We start from the raw sequence: 20549 nt of genomic DNA on the forward strand, positions 1-20549 counted from the left end.
CTCCTGCATTGGAGCCATGCAATGTCTGAAGCCCCCGGAAAACTCAAACTCGGCGCACTGGTTGCATTAGTCGTCGGTTCGATGATTGGTGGCGGGATCTTTTCCTTGCCACAAAACATGGCGGCCAGTGCGGATGTCGGCGCCATTCTGATCGGTTGGGCGATCACTGCCGTCGGCATGCTCACCCTGGCGTTCGTATTCCAGACCCTGGCCAACCGCAAACCCGATCTTGATGGCGGGGTTTATGCCTACGCCAAGGCCGGGTTCGGCGACTACATGGGCTTTTCGTCCGCCTGGGGGTACTGGATCAGTGCCTGGCTGGGCAACGTTGGCTACTTCGTTTTGCTGTTCAGCACGCTCGGCTACTTCTTTCCGCTATTTGGGGAGGGGAATACCCCTGCTGCCGTGATCGGTGCCTCGGTGCTGCTGTGGGCCGTACATTTCCTCGTACTGCGAGGAATAAAGGAAGCAGCGTTCATCAACCTGGTGACCACCGTCGCCAAGATTGTGCCGCTGGTATTGTTCATGTTGATCGCGTTGTTCGCCTTCAAACTGGAGATCTTCACCGCCGACATCTGGGGCCTCAAGAACCCGGACCTGGGCAGCGTGATGGACCAGGTGCGCAAAATGATGCTGGTCACCGTGTGGGTGTTCATCGGCATCGAAGGCGCGAGCATCTTTTCCGCCCGGGCGGAAAAACGCAGCGATGTGGGTAAAGCCACCGTTATCGGCTTCGTCACCGTGCTGTTGTTTTTAGTCCTGGTCAACGTGCTGTCGCTGGGGATCATGACTCAGCCGGAACTGGCCAAGTTGCAGAACCCGTCGATGGCCGCCGTACTGGAACACGTGGTCGGTCACTGGGGCGCGGTGCTGATCAGCGTCGGTTTGATCATCTCGTTGCTGGGGGCGTTGTTGTCGTGGGTACTGCTGTGCGCGGAGATCATGTTCGCAGCCGCCAGGGACCACACCATGCCAGCGTTTTTGCGTAAGGAAAACGCCAACCATGTACCGGTCAACGCCCTGTGGCTGACCAACGCCATGGTGCAGATTTTCCTGATCATCACGCTGTTCTCGGCCAGTACTTACCTGTCGCTGATCTACCTCGCCACCTCGATGATTCTGGTGCCCTACCTGTGGTCGGCGGCCTACGCACTGCTGTTGGCGGTGCGTGGCGAAAGCTACGAAGGCGCGGCGGGCGAGCGGCAGAAGGATCTCGTCATCGGCGCCGTGGCCCTGGTCTACGCGATCTGGCTGCTGTACGCCGGCGGCATCAAATACCTGCTGCTGTCCGCCCTGCTCTACGCCCCCGGCGTGATCCTGTTTGCCAAGGCTAAGCTTGAAGTAAACAAACCGGTTTTCACCAACGTCGAGAAGCTGATTTTCGCCGCGGTGGTCGTCGGCGCCGTGGTGGCGGCCTACGGCCTCTATGACGGCTTCTTGACTCTGTAACTACCCTGTTTTGTCATCTGGAGGATCACTGTAATGACCAAGGAAAAAGTTAAGTACGGCGTCCATTCCGAAGCCGGCAAACTGCGCAAAGTCATGGTTTGCTCCCCAGGGCTTGCCCATCAGCGGCTGACCCCGAACAACTGCGACGAACTGCTGTTCGATGACGTGTTGTGGGTGGCCCAGGCCAAGCGCGACCACTTCGACTTCGTCACCAAGATGCGTGAACGCAACATCGATGTACTGGAAATGCACAACCTGCTGACGGACATCGTCGCCATCCCCGAAGCCCTGGACTGGATTCTGCAACGCAAGATCACCGCCGACTCGGTGGGCCTGGGCCTGATCTACGAAACCGCCTCGTGGCTGCGCAGCCTGGAGCCGCGCAAGATCGCCGAGTTCCTGATCGGTGGCGTATCGGGCGACGACTTGCCCACCAGTTTCGGTGGCAAGGCCATCGAGATGTTCCGCGACTTCCTCGGCAACTCCAGCTTCATCCTGCCGCCGCTGCCCAACACCCAGTTCACCCGCGATACCACCTGCTGGATCTACGGTGGCGTCACCCTCAACCCGATGTACTGGCCGGCGCGCCGTCAGGAAACCCTGCTGACCACCGCCATCTACAAATTCCACCCCGAGTTCACCAACGCCGACTTCCAGATCTGGTACGGCGACCCGGACAAGGACCATGGCAACTCCACCCTTGAGGGCGGTGATGTGATGCCGATCGGCAACGGCGTGGTGTTGATCGGCATGGGCGAACGCTCCTCGCGCCAGGCCATTGCCCAACTGGCGGTGAACCTGTTCAAGAACAAGGCCGTGGAGAAAGTCATCGTCGCCGGCCTGCCGAAATCCCGCGCGGCGATGCACCTGGACACGGTGTTCAGCTTCTGTGATCGCGACCTCGTCACGATCTTCCCGGAAGTGGTGAACCAGATTGTCGCCTTCACCCTGCGTCCCGATGAAAGCAAAGCGGGTGGCATCGACATCCGCCGCGAAGAAACCAATTTCCTCGACACCGTGGCCCAGGCCCTCAACCTCAAGGCCCTGCGCGTGGTGGAAACCGGCGGCAACAGCTTCGCCGCCGAACGCGAGCAATGGGACGACGGCAACAACGTGGTGGCCGTGGAGCCAGGCGTGGTCATCGGCTACGACCGCAATACCTACACCAATACCCTGCTGCGCAAGGCCGGGGTGGAGGTCATCACCATCAGCGCCGGCGAACTCGGCCGGGGACGGGGCGGCGGCCATTGCATGACCTGCCCGATCATCCGCGACCCGATTGACTACTAACCTATTAGCCTTGGCCCGCGCTGCCCAAGGGCATGCCCGGACAAGGGGATAACCGACACCTTAGGAGATCCAAAATGGCGTTCAACATCCATAACCGCAATCTGCTGAGCCTGGAACACCACACCCCTCGCGAATTGCGCTACCTGCTCGACCTGTCCCGCGACCTCAAACGTGCCAAGTACACCGGCACCGAACAGCAGCATCTCAAGGGCAACAACATCGCGCTGATCTTCGAAAAAACTTCGACCCGCACCCGCTGTGCGTTCGAAGTCGCAGCCTATGACCAGGGCGCCAATGTCACCTACATCGACCCGAACTCCTCGCAGATCGGTCACAAGGAAAGCATGAAGGACACCGCCCGCGTGCTCGGGCGCATGTATGACGCCATCGAATACCGTGGCTTCAAGCAGGAAATCGTCGAGGAGCTGGCCAAGTTCGCCGGCGTACCGGTGTTCAACGGCCTGACCGACGAGTATCACCCGACACAAATGATCGCCGACGTGCTGACCATGCGTGAGCACGCCGACAAGCCAATCCACGAGATCAGCTACGCCTACCTCGGCGACGCACGTAACAACATGGGCAACTCGTTGCTGCTGATCGGCGCCAAACTCGGCATGGATGTGCGCATCTGCGCGCCAAAAGCCCTGTGGCCGGCGGACGATCTGGTCGCCCGCTGCAAACAGTACGGTGAAGAAAGCGGCGCGCGCATCACTCTCACCGAAGATCCGAAAGCCGCCGTCAAGGGCGTGGATTTCATTCACACCGACGTCTGGGTGTCGATGGGCGAGCCGGTCGAAGCCTGGGCCGAACGTATCCAGCAACTGCTGCCGTATCAGGTCAACGCCGAACTGATGAAAGCCACCGGCAACCCGCGCACCAAGTTCATGCACTGCCTGCCGGCGTTCCACAACTGTGATACCAAAGTCGGCAAGCAGATTGCCGAGCAGTACCCGCACCTGAGCAACGGCATCGAAGTGACCGATGACGTGTTCGAGTCGCCGGCCTGCATCGCCTTCGAGCAAGCGGAAAACCGCATGCATACGATCAAGGCGATTCTGGTGTCGACGCTGGCTGATCTCTAACGGCTGACTCGGCTCCCACTGACGGAAAAGGGTCAATGTGGGAGCGGGCTTGCTCGCGAAAGCGGAGTGTCAGTCGACATCAATGTTGACTGATGCACCGTCTTCGCGAGCAAGCCCGCTCCCACACTGGTCCGGGTTCCACAGAAAGACCGCGTTGCTTGCAACCTCTTTGCTTAGAAGGACTGCACCATGCGTATCGTCGTTGCTCTGGGCGGTAATGCCCTGCTCCGCCGGGGCGAACCCATGACCGCTGACAACCAGCGCGCCAACATCCGGATCGCCACCGAACAGATCGCCAAGATCCATCCCGGCAACCAACTGGTCATCGCCCACGGCAATGGCCCCCAGGTCGGCCTGCTGTCATTGCAGGCGGCGGCCTACACCTCGGTTTCGCCCTATCCACTGGACGTGCTCGGTGCCGAAACCGAAGGCATGATCGGCTACATCATCGAACAGGAACTGGGTAACCTGCTGGACTTCGAAGTGCCCTTCGCAACCCTGCTGACCCAGGTCGAAGTCGATGCCAATGACCCGGCCTTCAAGAACCCGACCAAACCCATCGGCCCGGTCTACAGCAAGGCCGAGGCGGAGAAACTCGCCGCCGAGAAAGGCTGGGCCATCGCCCCGGACGGCGACAAATACCGCCGCGTGGTCGCCAGCCCGAAACCCAAGCGCATTTTCGAAATCCGTCCGATCAAATGGCTGCTGGAAAAAAGCAGCATCGTGATCTGCGCCGGTGGCGGAGGCATTCCGACCATGTATACCTCGCCCGGCAAGCTCGAGGGCGTCGAAGCGGTCATCGACAAAGATCTGTGCTCGGCGCTGCTGGCCGAACAGCTTGAAGCCGATCTGCTGGTGATCGCCACCGACGTCAACGCCGCCTTCATCGACTTTGGCAAACCCACGCAGAAAGCCATCGCCCAGGCGCACCCCGACGAAATGGAAAAACTCGGCTTCGCCGCCGGCTCCATGGGACCGAAGGTGCAGGCAGCCTGCGAATTCGCGCGCCATACTGGAAAAGTGGCGGTGATCGGCTCGCTCGCGGACATCGAAGCGATCGTCCAGGGCAAGGCCGGTACGCGCATCAGTACGGCGACACCGGGCATCAGCTATCAGTAACCGAAACTTCGGGGGCAGGCCTGGGGCCTGCCCTGATTCAAGACCTTTTGAAGGAGAGTCAACAATGGCAACGTTCGAGCCGGGTCACCTGCACATCGAGCGACACGCGCTGAACAAGGACGACGTCAGCTACAACATCTACCTCGACTATGAAGTCAGCCAGGATCCCAAGGAAGGCAAAGGGATGCTGTTCAAAATGCACGGCAGCATTCAGAACAAAGACATGAGCGAGTCGTTCTTCCTGCCCAAGGACATGGCCTACAACTTCGCCAGCAACGTGACCAAGATCGCCGAGAAGTACGGCATCCCGAAAACCCACAGCAACATCGGTTCGGTCCACAAGCATTACGACTCGATGTTCGAAGATGTACGGGTGCAGCTGAACATGAAATCGGGCGACCCGGTCAAACCCGAGCATCTGGAATAACTGATTCACCACAATCTACTGTGGGAGCGAGCTTGCTCGCGAATGCGGTGTATCAGTCGCCAACGATGGTGCCTGACACGACGCTTTCGCGAGCAAGCCCGCTCCCACAGGGATCGTCGTTGCCTGCAAATCCCGCGCAAAATTTCACCATTAGCCCGCCCCAAGGCATACTTGCCACCCTCCGCACTGCAGAACCCAAAACCGCCCCATGCGTATCCACGTCAGCTTCATCGACCGCGTCGGTATCACCCAGGAAGTCCTGGCCCTGCTCGGCGGGCGCAATCTGAACCTGGATGCGGTGGAAATGGTCCCGCCCAATGTTTATATCGACGCCCCGACCCTGAGCCCGCAAGTCCTCGAGGAACTGCGCGATGCCCTGTTCAGCGTGCGTGGCGTGCAAGCGGTGACGGTGGTCGACATCCTGCCCGGCCAGCGCCGGCACTTGCAGCTCGACGCGTTGCTTGCAGCCATGACCGACCCGGTGCTGGCACTGGACAGCGACGGCAAGGTGCTGCTGGCCAACCCGGCATTGATCGCCCTGTACGGCCGCGAACCTGCCGGTGAAAGCGTGGCCGACCTGTTTGCCGACCCGGCTTTGCTCGACGCCCTGCTCGAACACGGCTTTCGCCTGCCACTGCGGGAAATCACCGTCAACGGCCAGACCTTGCTGCTCGACGCCACACCGATCACCGACGCCGGCGCCCTGCTGACCCTGTATCAACCGAATCGCATCGGCGAACGCCTGTCCGCGCTGCACCATGATCATGCCGAAGGTTTCGATGCACTGCTCGGCGAGTCCCCGGTGATCCGCACTCTCAAGGCGCGTGCCCAGCGGGTGGCGGCCCTCGATGCACCGCTGTTGATCCAGGGTGAAACCGGCACCGGCAAGGAACTGGTGGCCCGTGCCTGCCACGCCATCAGCGCCCGGCACAGTTCACCGTTCCTGGCGTTGAACTGCGCGGCATTACCGGAGAACCTCGCCGAAAGCGAACTGTTCGGCTACGCCCCCGGCGCTTTCACCGGCGCGCAACGCGGCGGCAAGCCAGGGCTGATGGAGCTGGCCAACCAGGGCACGGTGTTTCTCGATGAAATCGGCGAGATGTCGCCGTATTTGCAGGCCAAATTGCTGCGTTTCCTCAACGACGGCAGTTTTCGCCGGGTCGGCGGTGACCGTGAGGTCAAGGTCAACGTACGGATCCTCAGCGCGACCCATCGCGACCTGGAAAAAATGGTCAGCGAAGGCCTGTTCCGCGAAGACCTGTTCTATCGCCTCAACGTCCTCAACGTTGAAGTGCCGCCGCTACGCGAGCGCGGCCAGGACATCCTGCTGCTGGCCCGCTACTTCATGCAGCAGGCCTGTGCGCAGATCCAGCGCCCGATCTGTCGCCTGGCGCCGGGCACTTACCCGGCGCTGCTGGGCAACCGCTGGCCGGGCAACGTGCGGCAATTGCAGAACGTGATCTTCCGTGCCGCGGCGATTTGCGAAAGCAGCCTGGTGGACATTGGCGACCTCGACATCGCCGGCACCTCGGTGGCCCGCCAGAGCGACCATGACGTCGACAGCCTGGAACAGGCCATGGACGAATTCGAGAAGACCCTGCTGGAAAAACTCTACGTCAGTTATCCCTCGACCCGGCAACTCGCCACCCGCCTGCAAACCTCCCACACCGCGATTGCCCATCGGTTGCGCAAGTACGGGATTCCCGGCAAGGCTTGAGGCACTGCCGGAACATGTTACCCACCCACAACACAGAACCACTGTGGGAGCGAGCCTGCTCGCGATGAGGGCCTGTCAGTCGGCATCAGTGTTGAATGTCGCACCGCTATCGCGAGCAGGCTCGCTCCTACAGGTTTTTGTGTTCGGTGAGAAATCACGCCAAAAACGACCTCCACCTGTACTGAAAGCGCTACAGCGGAACGATATCGCTACACCCCTCTCCGGTCACGGCTGTGCAAGGCTTTGATCCACCTCGGCTTTTATCCTCGACATATGCCGTATCGATTTCGCTACAGCGAGTGAATTTCGGCGTTTGTCGAAACCACCTAAATCATTGATCAATAACCATAAAAACAACATTGGCCGCGTTCTTGCTATGTAGTCCTCCATAACCAGGGCATCGCCCAAGCATTCAATCGCGTCCACCAGACGAGTCTGGCCCCTTAGGAGTTTCCATGAGCGAGTTGCGTTTTACTGAAGATCACGAATGGCTGCGCACCGAAGCTGACGGCAGCGTCACGGTCGGCATCACCGCTTTCGCACAGAACGCTCTGGGCGATGTGGTTTTCGTTCAACTGCCTGAGCTGCAGTCCTACGACAAAGGCGCCGAAGCCGCCACCGTGGAATCGGTAAAGGCTGCAAGCGGCGTGTACATGCCGCTGGACGGTGAAGTGCTGGAAGTGAACCCGGCCCTGGACAGCAGCCCTGAACTGGTCAACGAAGATCCGCTGGGTGAAGGCTGGTTCTTTCGTTTCAAACCAAGCGACGACACCGCTGTCGGCCAACTGCTGGATCAGGACGCCTACGACCGCCTGATCAAAGCGCAAGCCGAAGCCTGAGGAGCAATGACATGACTCAAATCAACCCTGCCGTTGTAAACATAAGCACCGCCAACGAATTCATCGCCCGTCACATCGGCCCGCGCGCCGGTGACGAGCAAGCCATGCTCAACAGCCTCGGCTTCGACTCCCTGGAAGCCCTGAGCGCCAGCGTGATTCCCGACAGCATCAAGGGCACCAGCGTTCTCGGCCTGGAAGACGGCCTGAGCGAAGCCGATGCCCTGGCCTTGATCAAGTCCATCGCAACTAAAAACCAGCTGTTCAAGACCTTCATCGGCCAGGGCTACTACGGCACCCACACGCCGTCGCCGATCCTGCGCAACCTGCTGGAAAACCCGGCCTGGTACACCGCCTACACCCCGTACCAGCCAGAAATTTCCCAGGGCCGTCTCGAAGCGCTGCTGAACTTCCAGACCCTGATCAGCGACCTCACCGGCCTGCCGATCGCCAACGCCTCCCTGCTCGACGAAGCCACCGCCGCTGCCGAAGCCATGACCTTCTGCAAACGCCTGAGCAAGAACAAGGGCAGCCACCAATTCTTCGCCTCCGTGCATTGCCACCCGCAGACCCTCGACGTACTGCGCACCCGTGCCGAGCCTTTGGGCATCGACGTGGTGGTTGGCGATGAACTCGAACTGACCGACGTGACGCCGTTCTTCGGCGCCCTGCTGCAATACCCGGCGAGCAACGGTGACGTGTTCGACTACCGCGAGCTGACCGAACGCTTCCACGCCGCCAACGCCCTCGTTGCCGTGGCTGCCGACCTGTTGGCCCTGACCGTGCTGACCGCACCGGGCGAGTTCGGTGCCGACGTGGCCATCGGCAGTGCACAACGCTTCGGCGTGCCGCTGGGCTTTGGTGGCCCGCACGCGGCGTACTTCTCCACCAAGGATGCGTTCAAGCGTGACATGCCAGGCCGCCTGGTCGGTGTTTCCGTAGACCGTTTCGGCAACCCGGCCCTGCGCCTGGCCATGCAGACCCGCGAACAACACATCCGTCGCGAGAAAGCCACATCGAACATCTGCACCGCGCAAGTACTGCTGGCCAACATCGCCAGCATGTACGCCGTGTACCACGGTCCAAAAGGCCTTACACAGATCGCCAATCGCGTGCATCACCTGACTGCAATCCTGGCCAAAGGCTTGAGCGCATTGGGTCTGAACGTCGAGCAAGCGAGCTTCTTCGACACCCTGACCGTGAAGACCGGCGCCCACACCGCCGCCCTGCACGACAAGGCACACGCCCAGCGCATCAACCTGCGCGTGGTCGATGGCGAACGCCTGGGCCTGTCCCTGGACGAAACCACCACTCAGGCCGACGTTGAAACCCTGTGGAGCCTGCTGTCCGACGGCAAGGCCCTGCCAGACTTCGCCGCCCTCGCCGCCTCGGTGGTGAGCGCCATCCCGGCCGCGCTGGTGCGTCAGTCGCCGATCCTCAGCCACCCGGTGTTCAACCGTTATCACTCGGAAACCGAGCTGATGCGTTACCTGCGCAAACTGGCGGACAAGGACCTGGCGCTGGACCGCACCATGATCCCGCTGGGTTCGTGCACCATGAAACTCAACGCCGCCAGCGAAATGATCCCGGTGACCTGGGCCGAGTTCGGCGCCCTGCATCCGTTCGCCCCGGCCGAGCAAAGCGCCGGTTATCAGCAATTGACCGACGAACTGGAAGCCATGCTGTGTGCTGCGACCGGCTACGACTCGGTTTCGCTGCAACCGAACGCCGGTTCCCAGGGTGAATACGCAGGTCTCTTGGCGATCCGTGCCTACCACCAGAGCCGTGGCGAAGACCGTCGCGACATCTGCCTGATCCCGTCGTCGGCCCACGGCACCAACCCGGCCACCGCTCAGATGGCCGGTATGCGTGTGGTCGTGACCGCGTGCGATGCCCGCGGCAACGTCGACATCGAAGACCTGCGCGCCAAGGCCATCGAGCACCGCGAACACCTCGCCGCGCTGATGATCACCTACCCGTCGACCCACGGCGTGTTCGAAGAAGGCATCCGCGAAATCTGCGGCATCGTTCATGACAACGGCGGCCAGGTGTACATCGACGGCGCCAACATGAACGCCATGGTCGGCCTCTGCGCGCCGGGCAAGTTCGGCGGCGACGTGTCGCACCTGAACCTGCACAAGACCTTCTGCATCCCGCACGGTGGTGGCGGCCCGGGCGTCGGCCCGATTGGCGTCAAGTCGCACCTCGCGCCGTTCCTGCCGGGCCACGCCCAGATGGAGCGCAAGGAAGGCGCCGTTTGCGCGGCACCGTTCGGCAGCGCGAGCATTCTGCCGATCACCTGGATGTACATTCGCATGATGGGTGGTGCGGGTCTCAAGCGCGCATCGCAGCTGGCGATCCTCAACGCCAACTACATCTCCCGTCGCCTCGAAGAGCACTATCCAGTGCTGTACACCGGCAGCAACGGCCTGGTGGCGCACGAATGCATCCTCGACCTGCGTCCGCTGAAAGACAGCAGCGGCATCAGCGTCGATGACGTGGCCAAGCGCCTGATCGACTTCGGTTTCCACGCGCCGACCATGTCGTTCCCGGTAGCCGGCACGCTGATGATCGAGCCGACCGAAAGCGAATCGAAGGAAGAACTTGACCGCTTCTGCGACGCCATGATCCGCATTCGCGAAGAAATCCGCGCAGTGGAAAACGGCACCCTGGACAAGGACGACAACCCGCTGAAAAACGCTCCGCACACCGCCAAGGAACTGGTCGGCGAGTGGTCGCACCCGTACAGCCGTGAGCAAGCGGTTTACCCGGTTGCGTCGCTGATCGAAGGCAAGTACTGGCCGCCGGTCGGTCGCGTCGACAACGTGTTTGGCGATCGCAACCTGGTCTGCGCCTGCCCGTCGATCGAAAGCTACGCTTAAACCAATGAGGGGGCGGATTGATCCGCCCCCGATTTCCAGAACACCCCACAACCCTGTGGGAGCGAGCTTGCTCGCGATGACGGACTGACAGCCACCATCAATGTCGACTGAACGACCGCTATCGCGAGCAAGCTCGCTCCCACAGGGATCTGTGCCAAGTCTTATGTTCCGTGAATTCCTATAACAAGAAACCGGAGAACCACCATGTCGTTAAGCGTGTTCGACCTGTTCAAGATTGGCATCGGCCCCTCCAGCTCCCACACCGTCGGTCCGATGCGCGCCGCTGCGCGCTTCGTCGAAGGCCTGCGCCGTGAAGGGCTGCTGACGGCCACCACCTGCGTCAAGGTCGAGCTGTACGGCTCGCTCGGCGCCACCGGCAAGGGGCATGGCAGTGACAAGGCTGTGTTGCTGGGCCTGGAAGGCGAACACCCGGACACCGTGGATACAGAAACCGTCGCTGCGCGCCTGCAGGAAATTCGTGGCAACGGTCGCTTGAACCTGCTCGGCGAACACAGCATTGCGTTCAACGAGAAAGAACACCTGGCGATGATTCGCAAACCGTTGCCCTATCACCCCAACGGCATGATTTTTCGCGCCTTCGACGCGGCGGGTCTGCAAGTCCGCAGTCGCGAGTACTACTCGGTGGGCGGCGGTTTTGTCGTTGATGAGGACGCTGCCGGCGCCGATCGTATCGTCGAAGACGCCACCCCCCTGACCTTCCCCTTCAAAAGCGCCAAGGACCTGCTCGCTCATTGCGCCAAATACGGCCTGTCGATCAGCCAGGTGATGCTGACGAATGAAAGCGCCTGGCGCCCGGAAGCGGAAACCCGCGCCGGCCTGTTGAAGATCTGGCAAGTCATGCAGGACTGCGTCGCCGCCGGTTGCCGCAATGAAGGCATCCTGCCCGGTGGCTTGAAGGTCAAACGCCGGGCGGCAGCGCTGCATCGGCAATTGTGCAGCAACCCCGAATCGTCCTTGCGCGATCCGCTGTCGGTGCTGGACTGGGTCAACCTGTACGCCCTGGCCGTCAACGAAGAAAACGCCAACGGCGGGCGCGTGGTCACGGCGCCCACCAATGGTGCGGCCGGGATCATTCCGGCGGTGCTGCATTACTACATGCGTTTTATTCCCGGCGCGAATGATGACGGGGTGGTGCGTTTTCTGCTGACTGCCGCGGCCATTGGCATTCTGTACAAGGAAAACGCCTCGATCTCCGGTGCCGAAGTCGGCTGCCAGGGCGAAGTCGGCGTCGCTTGCTCGATGGCCGCCGGTGCCTTGTGCGAAGTACTGGGCGGCACCGTGCAACAAGTGGAGAACGCCGCCGAAATCGGCATGGAACACAACCTCGGGCTGACCTGCGACCCGATTGGCGGGCTGGTGCAAGTGCCTTGCATCGAGCGCAACGCCATGGGCTCGGTCAAGGCCATCAATGCCGTGCGCATGGCCATGCGCGGCGACGGGCAACACTTCGTCTCCCTCGACAAGGTTATCCGCACCATGCGCCAGACCGGCGCCGACATGAAAAGCAAATACAAGGAAACCGCCCGTGGCGGTTTGGCGGTCAACATTATCGAGTGCTGATGAGCGCTCATCTGCACCCTTCTTCAGGAGCTGAATATGTCCACCGAACAACTGTTGAAAACCCCGTTGCACGCACTGCACATCGAACTCGGCGCGCGCATGGTGCCGTTCGCCGGCTACGACATGCCAGTGCAATACCCGCTGGGCGTGATGAAGGAACACCAGCACACCCGCGACCAGGCCGGGCTGTTCGATGTCTCGCACATGGGCCAGATCCGCCTGACCGGTGCCAACGCGGCCAAAGCCCTGGAAACCCTGGTGCCGGTGGACATCATTGACCTGCCGGTGGGCATGCAGCGCTACGCGATGTTCACCAATGCGACGGGCGGCATCCTCGATGACCTGATGGTCGCCAACCTGGGCAACGACGAATTGTTCCTGGTGGTCAACGCCGCCTGCAAGGATCAGGACCTGGCACACCTGCGCAAGCACATTGGCGACCAGTGCACGATCGAGCCGCTGTTCGAAGAACGCGCCCTGCTCGCCCTGCAAGGTCCGGCAGCGGTCACCGTGCTGGCACGTCTGGCACCTGAAGTGGCCAGGATGACCTTCATGCAGTTCGCTCGAGTGAAACTGCTGGGCGTGGACTGCTTTGTCAGCCGCTCGGGTTACACCGGTGAAGACGGGTTCGAAATCTCCGTTCCGGCCGCCAACGCCGAAGCCCTGGCTCGTGCACTGCTGGCTGAAGCGGAAGTGGCCGCCATCGGCCTTGGCGCCCGCGACTCCCTGCGCCTGGAAGCGGGTCTGTGCCTGTACGGCCATGACATGAATACCGACACCACCCCGATCGAAGCGAGCCTGCTGTGGGCGATCTCCAAGCCACGTCGCGCCGATGGCGCACGGGCCGGCGGCTTCCCCGGCGCCGAAACCGTATTCGCTCAGCAACAGGCAGGCGTAAACCGTAAACGCGTAGGCCTGCTGCCGCAGGAACGTACACCGGTGCGCGAAGGTGCCGAGATCGTCAACGAAGCCGGCGACATCATCGGTAGCGTCTGCAGCGGCGGTTTCGGCCCGACCCTGGGCGGGCCGCTGGCCATGGGTTATGTCGACAGCGCTTACATCGCACTGGACACACCCGTTTGGGCGATTGTTCGTGGGAAAAAGGTGCCTTTGCTTGTAAGCAAAATGCCATTCGTTCCACAACGCTACTATCGTGGCTGATTGAATGTTTCTATAAGTAACGCGGTTGCGTTAACTGTGCACTAATGTGTAACGCAACCGCCATAAAATAGTGCATTGTTTGACTCTAAGCTTCGATTATGAACTTTGCTTATAACGATCGAAAACAATTGAACAGCGTTAACGTATAAGGCACCACGAGTGGACTGACTTTGCCATCAACCTGAGGAAATACGGGGCCTTCACAGGGCTTGTTTTTTCTCCCGTAGTTGGCGTAGAGTTTGTTCACTGTGTTTGCATGGGTCGCTTGGAATCGTGACCTGGGCAGTAGCCTACAAGTTAGCTACATCCCGTTCGACGTCTTCTTACTCTCCTGCAACCAGCCCCAGTACTCTTTCACGAGAAGGAGACTGTCATTAATTTTTTGCGTCAAAGGAAATAAGAAATGTCCCAACGTCAGAGCGGTACCGTCAAGTGGTTTAACGACGAGAAAGGTTTTGGTTTTATCACTCCTGAAAGCGGTCCGGATCTGTTCGTGCATTTCCGCGCCATCCAGGGCAACGGCTTCAAGAGCCTGAAAGAAGGCCAGAAAGTGACTTTCATCGCCGTGCAGGGCCAGAAAGGCATGCAGGCTGACGAAGTACAAGCAGAAGCCTAATCTTCTGTAACGAAAAAGCCCCTGATGCTGACATCAGGGGCTTTTTTGTGCGCGTAAATCCGTAAAATGGCTTCTTTTTTCGCCGAGAGCCTGCCATGTCGAAACACCTGCTTACTCCCCAGGGCGACTTTCCTGCCGCCGGCCTGGGTCGTCGCCTGGCAGCCATGTTCTATGATTTCCTGCTGTGCACCGCCCTGCTGATCGTCACCAGCGGCATCTACAAGATGGTCCAGATGGCGATCATCGGCGAAGAAAGGATGCGTACCCTGACCGAAGCCGGCGCGCTGGACGGTGACCCCCTTCTCTCGACGGTGCTGTTGTTCGTACTGTTCGGCTTCTTCGCCAAATTCTGGACCTGGTCCGGTCAGACCCTGGGCATGCAAGTCTGGTGTATCCGGGTACAGAACGCCGATGGCTCGTCCATCAGCCTGTGGCAGGCGCTGCTGCGTTTTGTGGTATCGATGGCTTCGCTGCTGTGTGTTGGCCTGGGCTTCTTCTGGTCGCTGTTCGACAAGCAAAAGCGCAGCTGGCATGACATGTATTCCAACACCGAACTGGTGCGGATTCCGAAGAAGACCAAATAGCTTCCCGACGCAGAAACCAATGTGGGAGCGAGCTTGCTCGCGATGGCGTAGTGTCAGTCAATTTCAATGGTGACTGATACGCCGCTATCGCGAGCAAGCTCGCTCCCACAGTTTTTTGCGCTTGGTTGAAAGATCTTATGCGTTACCCGCCAGCTTCATCCGCGCCGCCTGAGTGAAGTCGAGCATACGCTTGAGCGGCCGGATCGCCTGCGGAATCAGCGCCGGGTCGACAAAGATCTCGTTCGCCCCTTCTTTCAACGCCTTGAGCGTGCGCTCAAGGGTGTTCATGGCCATCCACGGGCAATGCGCACAACTGCGGCACGCGGCGCCGTTACCCGCCGTCGGGGCTTCGATAAAGACCTTGTCCGGGCACAGCTGCTGCATCTTGTAGAAGATGCCGCGATCGGTCGCAACGATCAGCGTCTTGTTCGGCAGGTTCTGTGCCGCCGCGATCAACTGACTGGTGGAGCCAACGGCGTCGGCCAATTCAATCACCGAGGTTGGCGACTCGGGGTGCACCAGAATCGCCGCATCCGGGTACAGCGCCTTCATGTCTTCAAGCTGCTTGGACTTGAACTCTTCGTGCACGATGCAGGCACCGTCCCACAGCAGCATGTCGGCACCGGTCTGGCGCTGGATGTAGGTACCCAGGTGCTTGTCCGGACCCCAAATGATGGTCTCGCCGTTGTCCATCAGGCTTTCGACGATTTCCAGTGCGCAGCTTGAAGTCACCACCCAATCCGCTCGGGCTTTAACCGCAGCCGAAGTGTTGGCGTACACCACCACCGTGCGCTCCGGGTGTTGATCGCAGAACGCGGAAAACTCATCCACCGGGCAACCCAGGTCGAGCGAACAGGTCGCTTCGAGCGTCGGCATCAGCACGCGCTTTTCCGGGTTGAGGATCTTGGCAGTCTCACCCATGAACTTCACGCCGGCGACGACCACGGTCTTGGCCGGATGGGCGTTACCGAAACGGGCCATCTCCAGCGAGTCGGAGACACAGCCGCCCGTTTCTTCGGCCAGCGCCTGAATGACAGGGTCACAATAGAAGTGGGCCACCAGCACCGCGTCCTGAGCCTTGAGCTCGGCAGCGATGGCAGCACGGTAATAAGCCTCTTCATCGGCGGTCAGCGGCTTGGGCTGCTTGGCGTCGAGGTGGGCTTGAACCAGAAGGCGTTCGGAAATTTGCGTCATGTTCGCAAGACCTGCAGGCGCATTCGCGCGAAAGTCGAGTATACACCCGGCTCCGTACCCTTCAGGGTACCGCCGGGAAAGTGAGTATTCATCAGGCACGGACAGCGTTGAAGTTGCGCAAGGCTACAGAATATCCGACGGATGCAAAAGGTGATTCTGACCTGCGTCATGCGCAGCAGCCTGGAGCAAGGCGGACCTGAATCGCGGGCAAAAAAAAACCCGGAAATCCTCACTTGCGTGGGCCTTCCGGATTTTCTAAACCGCCAAAAATGGTGGGTCGTGTGGGATTCGAACCTACGACCAATTGGTTAAAAGCCAACTGCTCTACCAACTGAGCTAACGACCCGCTGTGTGGTGGCGCGTATAATACTGATTTTTAAGGACTATTCAACACCTATTTTGAAATAAATCAAAAATAAGGGGTTGGATCGCTGATTCCGGCTGCCGCAAAGCCTTCTGCACGCAGTCGGCAGCTGTCGCACTTGCCGCACGCGCGACCGTTATCGTCGGCCTGATAGCAGGAAACGGTCAGCCCGTAGTTCACGCCAAGCTTCACGCCCGCCTGGACGATCTGCGCTTTGCTGAGGTTTTGCAGCGGTGCCTGAATGCGGAAACCATTGCCTTCCACGCCGGCCTTGGTGGCCAGATTGGCCAAGCGCTCGAACGACTCAATGAACTCGGGACGACAGTCCGGGTAGCCGGAGTAATCCACCGCATTGACGCCGATGAAGATGTCGCGCGCGCCGAGCACTTCTGCCCAGCCAAGGGCCAGGGACAGGAACACCATGTTACGCGCAGGCACGTAAGTGACAGGAATGCCCTCACCCAGCTCTTCCGGAATATCGATGCTGCTGTCGGTCAGCGCCGAGCCGCCCATTCCGTTCAGGTTCAGACCGATTACCTTGTGCTCGACCACACCCAGGTCTCGGGCCACACGCTCGGCGGCGTGCAACTCGGCGTGAGAACGCTGACCGTAGTCGAAGCTCATGGTGTAGCAGCTATAGCCTTCGGCGCGCGCCATGGCCACGACGGTTGCCGAGTCCAGGCCACCGGACAGCAGGATGACCGCACGTTTTTCAGGAGTATTCAGTTGTTCAGTCATTTCAGCGCCCCGGCTCGTCATTCCATAGATATTTATGCAGCTGCAATTGCAAACGCACAGGCAGGTTGTCCGCCACCACCCAGTCCGCCAGGTCCCGAGCATTGAGATCATGGTGACTTGGCGAGAACAGGACTTCACCGGCGCGCTGGTCCAGACCGTACTGGATCAGCTTGGAAACGGACCAGTCATAGTCCTCCCGCGAGCAGATGACAAACTTCACCTGGTCGTTGGACGTGAGCAGCTCAATGTTTTCGTAGCGATTGCGGTGTGCTTCCTTCGAACCCGGGGTTTTCAGGTCGACGACGCGACTGACCCGGGAATCTACCGCCGAGATATCAATAGAGCCACTGGTTTCCAGTGACACTTCGTAACCGGCGTCACACAAGCGCTTGAGCAAGGGAATGGCGTTGGGTTGCGCCAGGGGTTCGCCGCCCGTGACGCAGACATAGCGCGGGCGGAAACCGGCGACCTGCTCGAGGATGTCGTCGAGCGTGCGAATGGTTCCGCCCGTGAACGCGTAGGCGCTGTCGCAGTATTGGCAACGCAGAGGGCAACCGGTCAGGCGCACAAAAACAGTGGGCAGGCCGGCAGTCCGCGTTTCACCCTGCAACGAGTAGAAAACTTCGGTGATTCTCAATGTGTCTTGCATAGTCGCCACGGGCGTAACAGCTAAACAGGCTGTCCGCCTCCGTCAGGCACTTCAAGGAACCCCGGCAATGCGCAGATCCCAAAAAGCGTGTTTCAGAAAAAGGGTGTGAATTCTAACGAAAAAACCCGCGACAAGCGCGGGTTTCTTCGAAACGGGTCAAACTGGCTTACATCTTCTGCAGATCGCGTTGAGCCAGCTGAGCGGCGGAAGTGCCCGGATACTGGGACACAACCTGCTGCAGAATGCCTTTGACCCGGTCGGTATGACCCAGGCGGCGCTCCACATCAGCGAGCTTGTACAGCGAATCAGGCACTTTGGCGTGCTTCGGATACAGCTGCGAAACCTTGGCAAATGCCTGACCTGCACCTTGCAGATCACCTTTGGCCAGGTTTACTTCGCCCAACCAGTACTGGGCATTGCCCGCGTATTGACTATTCGGATATTTGCGCAGGAATGCGGCGAAAGCCTGGCTGGCCTTGTCGAAATCCTTGGCCTTGATCAGGTCGAAGGCAGCATCGTAATAGAGCTTTTCCTTCGCCGGATCTGCCGGTTCGCTACCCGCGGCGGGTGCTTGAGCGGCGGCGGCGCCAGCTGCCGCACCTGCGGCTACACCGGAGGCATTCGAATCACCACCGGTGGAAGAATTTTCAGGAGTCGCGGCTGGTGCAACGCCGGTTCCTATGCGCCGATCAAGATCCTGATATCGCTCCAGGTTTTCCTGCTTCATGCGCGCTACATCATTTTGCAGAACTTCAATCGCACCTTGCTGGCGCTCGATCTGTTGCTGCATTGATTGCAGTTGGTTGAACAGCTCGCCCTGTGCCGAGACAGGGGCCGAAACCCCTCCCCCGGCATAGGCGCCGTTCGTACCGTAACCTGCAGGCGGATAACTGCTCCCGCTATTGTTATAGCCGGAGTCGTTATCGACCACAGGAACCGCAGCCCACACCGCAAGCGGCGCGAGGCTGAGAGCCAGAACAGTTACAGCACGACGGCACGTTCGCATGACGAATTACTTACGCAGTTCGACGCGACGGTTTTGAGCCCAGGACTGCTCGTCGTTGCCGGTAGCAACTGGACGCTCTTCGCCGTAGGAAACCAGTTCCAGCTGAGCTGGGGAAACACCTTGCAGTACCAGGTAGCGCTGAACGGCTTTCGCACGACGCTCGCCCAGTGCCATGTTGTACTCACGAGTACCACGTTCGTCGGTGTTGCCTTCCAGAACAACGCGAGCGCCGTTTGCTTTCAGGTCTTTGGCGTGAACGTCCAGAGCGCGCATGGCTTCTGGCTTCAGGTCCGAACTGTCGTATTCGAAGTAGAAAGTGGTGATAGCGCGCAGTGCAGCTTCTTCGCTCAGGGAGCCGTCAACTGCACCAGTGTTTGCGCCGTAACCAGCGTTTGGATCTACCGCGCCTTCACCGGCATTGTCGCCGCCTTTGGACGAGCAACCTACAGCTACAGCCATGGCCAGTGCCAGCGCAGCAAATTTACCAAACTTCAGCATTTCCATCGTGAAACTCCTAATGAACCCCAGTGTGTTAAGTACAACGTATAGCGCCGCGTCAGTTCAGGTAAGGGGACCAGGAAGGTTCTCTGACTTCGCCTTGTGCGGTAGGAAGCGGGAGCCTTACGCGTCCATTGATGGACACGAGCATCAAGACTCCCCGGCCCTGCTGGCGGGTGGCGTAGATTACCATGGTGCCGTTGGGCGCGACAGTAGGCGACTCGTCCAGAGTGCTATCAGTGAGGATTTTTACACTACCACGTTGCAAATCCTGGGCCGCCACCTTGAAATTGGTGAAGCCATCCTGACGGTGAATCATGACAAGCGTCTTTTCATCAGCCGACAGTTTAGGGTTGGCGTTGTAGTTACCGACGAAAGTCACACGTTCGGCACCGCCACCACCCACGCTGGTTTTATAGATTTGCGGTTTGCCGCCACGGTCGGAAGTGAAATAGATGGTCGAGCCATCCTTGCCCCAGAACGGTTCGGTGTTGATGCCGGGACCGCTGGTGACGCGGGTGATCTGACGCGAACCCAGGTTCATCACATAGATGTCCGGGTTGCCGTCTTTCGACAGCACGAATGCCAGGCGGTTGCCATCCGGCGACCAGGCTGGCGCACCGTTCAGGCCTTCGAAGTTGGTGATCTGCTCACGGCGACCGGTGTCGATGTTCTGCATGAAGATGCGTGGACGCTTCTGCTCAAAGGAGACATAGGCGATGCGCTTGCCATCCGGTGCGAAACGCGGCGACAGGATCGGCTCGCGCGACTGCAGCAGTGTCACGGCGCGAGCACCGTCGTAGTCCGAACGTTGCAGGGTGTAGCGAGTGTTGTTCTCGGAGAAACGCTCAGCCGTTACGTACAGCAGACGAGTCGAGAAGGCACCCTTGATACCCGTGAGCTTTTCGAACGACTGGTCAGAGATGTAGTGCGCCATGTCGCGCAACTGATCGACGCCGCCCGACACGCTGCCGGTCAGCACTTGCTGCTCGGTGGCCACGTTGAACAGTGCGTATTGCACCTGCAGGCGACCGCCCGCCGGGACAATGCTGCCGACCATGACGTACTGGGCACCCAGTGCCTTGAAGTCACGGAAGATGATTTCGCTGGCCTGGCTCGGCTGGCTGATCATGTTCTGCTTTGGAAGCGGCGAGTAGTAACCCGAGTTGCGCAGGTCGTTACCGATGATTTCCGCCATGTCGTCTGGCAGCACGCTACCGCCCTGGAAGCCGAACGGCACAACGGCGATCGGGGTGGCCCGATCGCTGCCGCTGGTAACCAGAATGTTTTTCTCGTCTGCCATCGCCATCCCTGCCATGCAGCAGATAACGACCAGCATTCCTCGTAGAAGGT

General features: G+C 60.0%; 18 protein-coding genes and 1 tRNA gene. 12 read left to right on the plus strand and 7 right to left on the minus strand.

Annotated features, from left to right (window positions below; all coding sequences use genetic code 11):
* Positions 1–21 precede the first annotated feature (21 nt).
* The 12 genes from arcD to AB4Z35_RS10940 all read left to right on the plus strand — a co-directional run bounded on the left by arcD (position 22) and on the right by AB4Z35_RS10940 (position 14747).
* A complete protein-coding gene (gene arcD, locus AB4Z35_RS10885; RefSeq protein WP_442097015.1) occupies positions 22–1449 on the plus strand; it encodes an arginine-ornithine antiporter in 1428 nt (475 codons plus the stop codon).
* 33 nt (positions 1450–1482) lie between these two features.
* Positions 1483–2739, plus strand: coding sequence for an arginine deiminase (arcA, locus tag AB4Z35_RS10890; RefSeq protein ID WP_442097016.1), 1257 nt, complete (start codon positions 1483–1485; stop codon positions 2737–2739).
* A gap of 74 nt (positions 2740–2813) precedes the next feature.
* On the plus strand, positions 2814–3824 hold the full coding sequence (locus AB4Z35_RS10895; RefSeq protein ID WP_007974406.1) for an ornithine carbamoyltransferase: 1011 nt from the start codon (positions 2814–2816) through the stop codon (positions 3822–3824).
* Positions 3825–4013: 189 nt separating this feature from the next.
* Positions 4014–4943 carry a carbamate kinase gene (gene arcC, locus AB4Z35_RS10900; RefSeq protein WP_007996028.1) on the plus strand — a complete coding sequence of 310 codons (930 nt, stop codon included), beginning with the start codon at positions 4014–4016 and terminating at the stop codon, positions 4941–4943.
* Positions 4944–5007: 64 nt separating this feature from the next.
* On the plus strand, positions 5008–5370 hold the full coding sequence (locus AB4Z35_RS10905; RefSeq protein ID WP_007996030.1) for a DUF5064 family protein: 363 nt from the start codon (positions 5008–5010) through the stop codon (positions 5368–5370).
* Between the two features lie 208 nt (positions 5371–5578).
* A complete protein-coding gene (locus tag AB4Z35_RS10910; RefSeq protein WP_007996032.1) occupies positions 5579–7087 on the plus strand; it encodes a sigma-54-dependent transcriptional regulator in 1509 nt (502 codons plus the stop codon).
* A gap of 455 nt (positions 7088–7542) precedes the next feature.
* Entirely contained in the window at positions 7543–7926 is a 384-nt protein-coding gene (gene gcvH, locus AB4Z35_RS10915) for a glycine cleavage system protein GcvH (RefSeq protein WP_442097018.1), read from the plus strand.
* An 11-nt stretch (positions 7927–7937) separates the two neighbouring features.
* Entirely contained in the window at positions 7938–10805 is a 2868-nt protein-coding gene (gene gcvP, locus AB4Z35_RS10920; RefSeq protein ID WP_442097019.1) for an aminomethyl-transferring glycine dehydrogenase, read from the plus strand.
* Between the two features lie 204 nt (positions 10806–11009).
* Positions 11010–12386, plus strand: coding sequence for an L-serine ammonia-lyase (locus AB4Z35_RS10925; protein WP_108228649.1), 1377 nt, complete (start codon positions 11010–11012; stop codon positions 12384–12386).
* A 36-nt stretch (positions 12387–12422) separates the two neighbouring features.
* Entirely contained in the window at positions 12423–13547 is a 1125-nt protein-coding gene (gene gcvT, locus AB4Z35_RS10930) for a glycine cleavage system aminomethyltransferase GcvT (RefSeq protein ID WP_442097021.1), read from the plus strand.
* A 403-nt stretch (positions 13548–13950) separates the two neighbouring features.
* Positions 13951–14163 carry a cold-shock protein gene (locus AB4Z35_RS10935; RefSeq protein ID WP_007977299.1) on the plus strand — a complete coding sequence of 71 codons (213 nt, stop codon included), beginning with the start codon at positions 13951–13953 and terminating at the stop codon, positions 14161–14163.
* Between the two features lie 95 nt (positions 14164–14258).
* Positions 14259–14747, plus strand: coding sequence for an RDD family protein (locus AB4Z35_RS10940; RefSeq protein ID WP_442097022.1), 489 nt, complete (start codon positions 14259–14261; stop codon positions 14745–14747).
* Between the two features lie 135 nt (positions 14748–14882).
* Here AB4Z35_RS10940 and nadA read toward each other — a convergent pair whose 3' ends face one another.
* The 7 genes from nadA to tolB form a co-directional block, all read right to left on the minus strand.
* On the minus strand, positions 14883–15941 hold the full coding sequence (gene nadA, locus AB4Z35_RS10945; RefSeq protein ID WP_007982288.1) for a quinolinate synthase NadA: 1059 nt from the start codon (positions 15939–15941) through the stop codon (positions 14883–14885).
* 270 nt (positions 15942–16211) lie between these two features.
* Positions 16212–16287: transfer RNA gene (locus tag AB4Z35_RS10950), tRNA-Lys, on the minus strand.
* Between the two features lie 63 nt (positions 16288–16350).
* On the minus strand, positions 16351–17043 hold the full coding sequence (gene queC / locus AB4Z35_RS10955; protein WP_442097024.1) for a 7-cyano-7-deazaguanine synthase QueC: 693 nt from the start codon (positions 17041–17043) through the stop codon (positions 16351–16353).
* Between the two features lies 1 nt (position 17044).
* Positions 17045–17692: a 7-carboxy-7-deazaguanine synthase QueE gene (gene queE, locus AB4Z35_RS10960; RefSeq protein WP_442097026.1), complete on the minus strand. Its 648-nt coding sequence runs from the start codon at positions 17690–17692 to the stop codon at positions 17045–17047.
* A gap of 166 nt (positions 17693–17858) precedes the next feature.
* The gene (ybgF, locus tag AB4Z35_RS10965; protein ID WP_442097028.1) at positions 17859–18698 is read right to left on the minus strand and encodes a tol-pal system protein YbgF; all 840 of its coding nucleotides are present in this window, start codon (positions 18696–18698) and stop codon (positions 17859–17861) included.
* Positions 18699–18704: 6 nt separating this feature from the next.
* Positions 18705–19202 (minus strand): peptidoglycan-associated lipoprotein Pal, encoded by a 498-nt coding sequence (gene pal / locus AB4Z35_RS10970; protein ID WP_003178634.1) that lies wholly within the window; start codon positions 19200–19202, stop codon positions 18705–18707.
* Between the two features lie 52 nt (positions 19203–19254).
* Positions 19255–20535, minus strand: a complete 1281-nt coding sequence (tolB, locus tag AB4Z35_RS10975; RefSeq protein ID WP_204930258.1) for a Tol-Pal system beta propeller repeat protein TolB — start codon at positions 20533–20535, stop codon at positions 19255–19257.
* Positions 20536–20549 lie beyond the last annotated feature (14 nt).

The organism is Pseudomonas sp. KB_15 (assembly GCF_052114525.1).
GTDB lineage: Bacteria > Pseudomonadota > Gammaproteobacteria > Pseudomonadales > Pseudomonadaceae > Aquipseudomonas.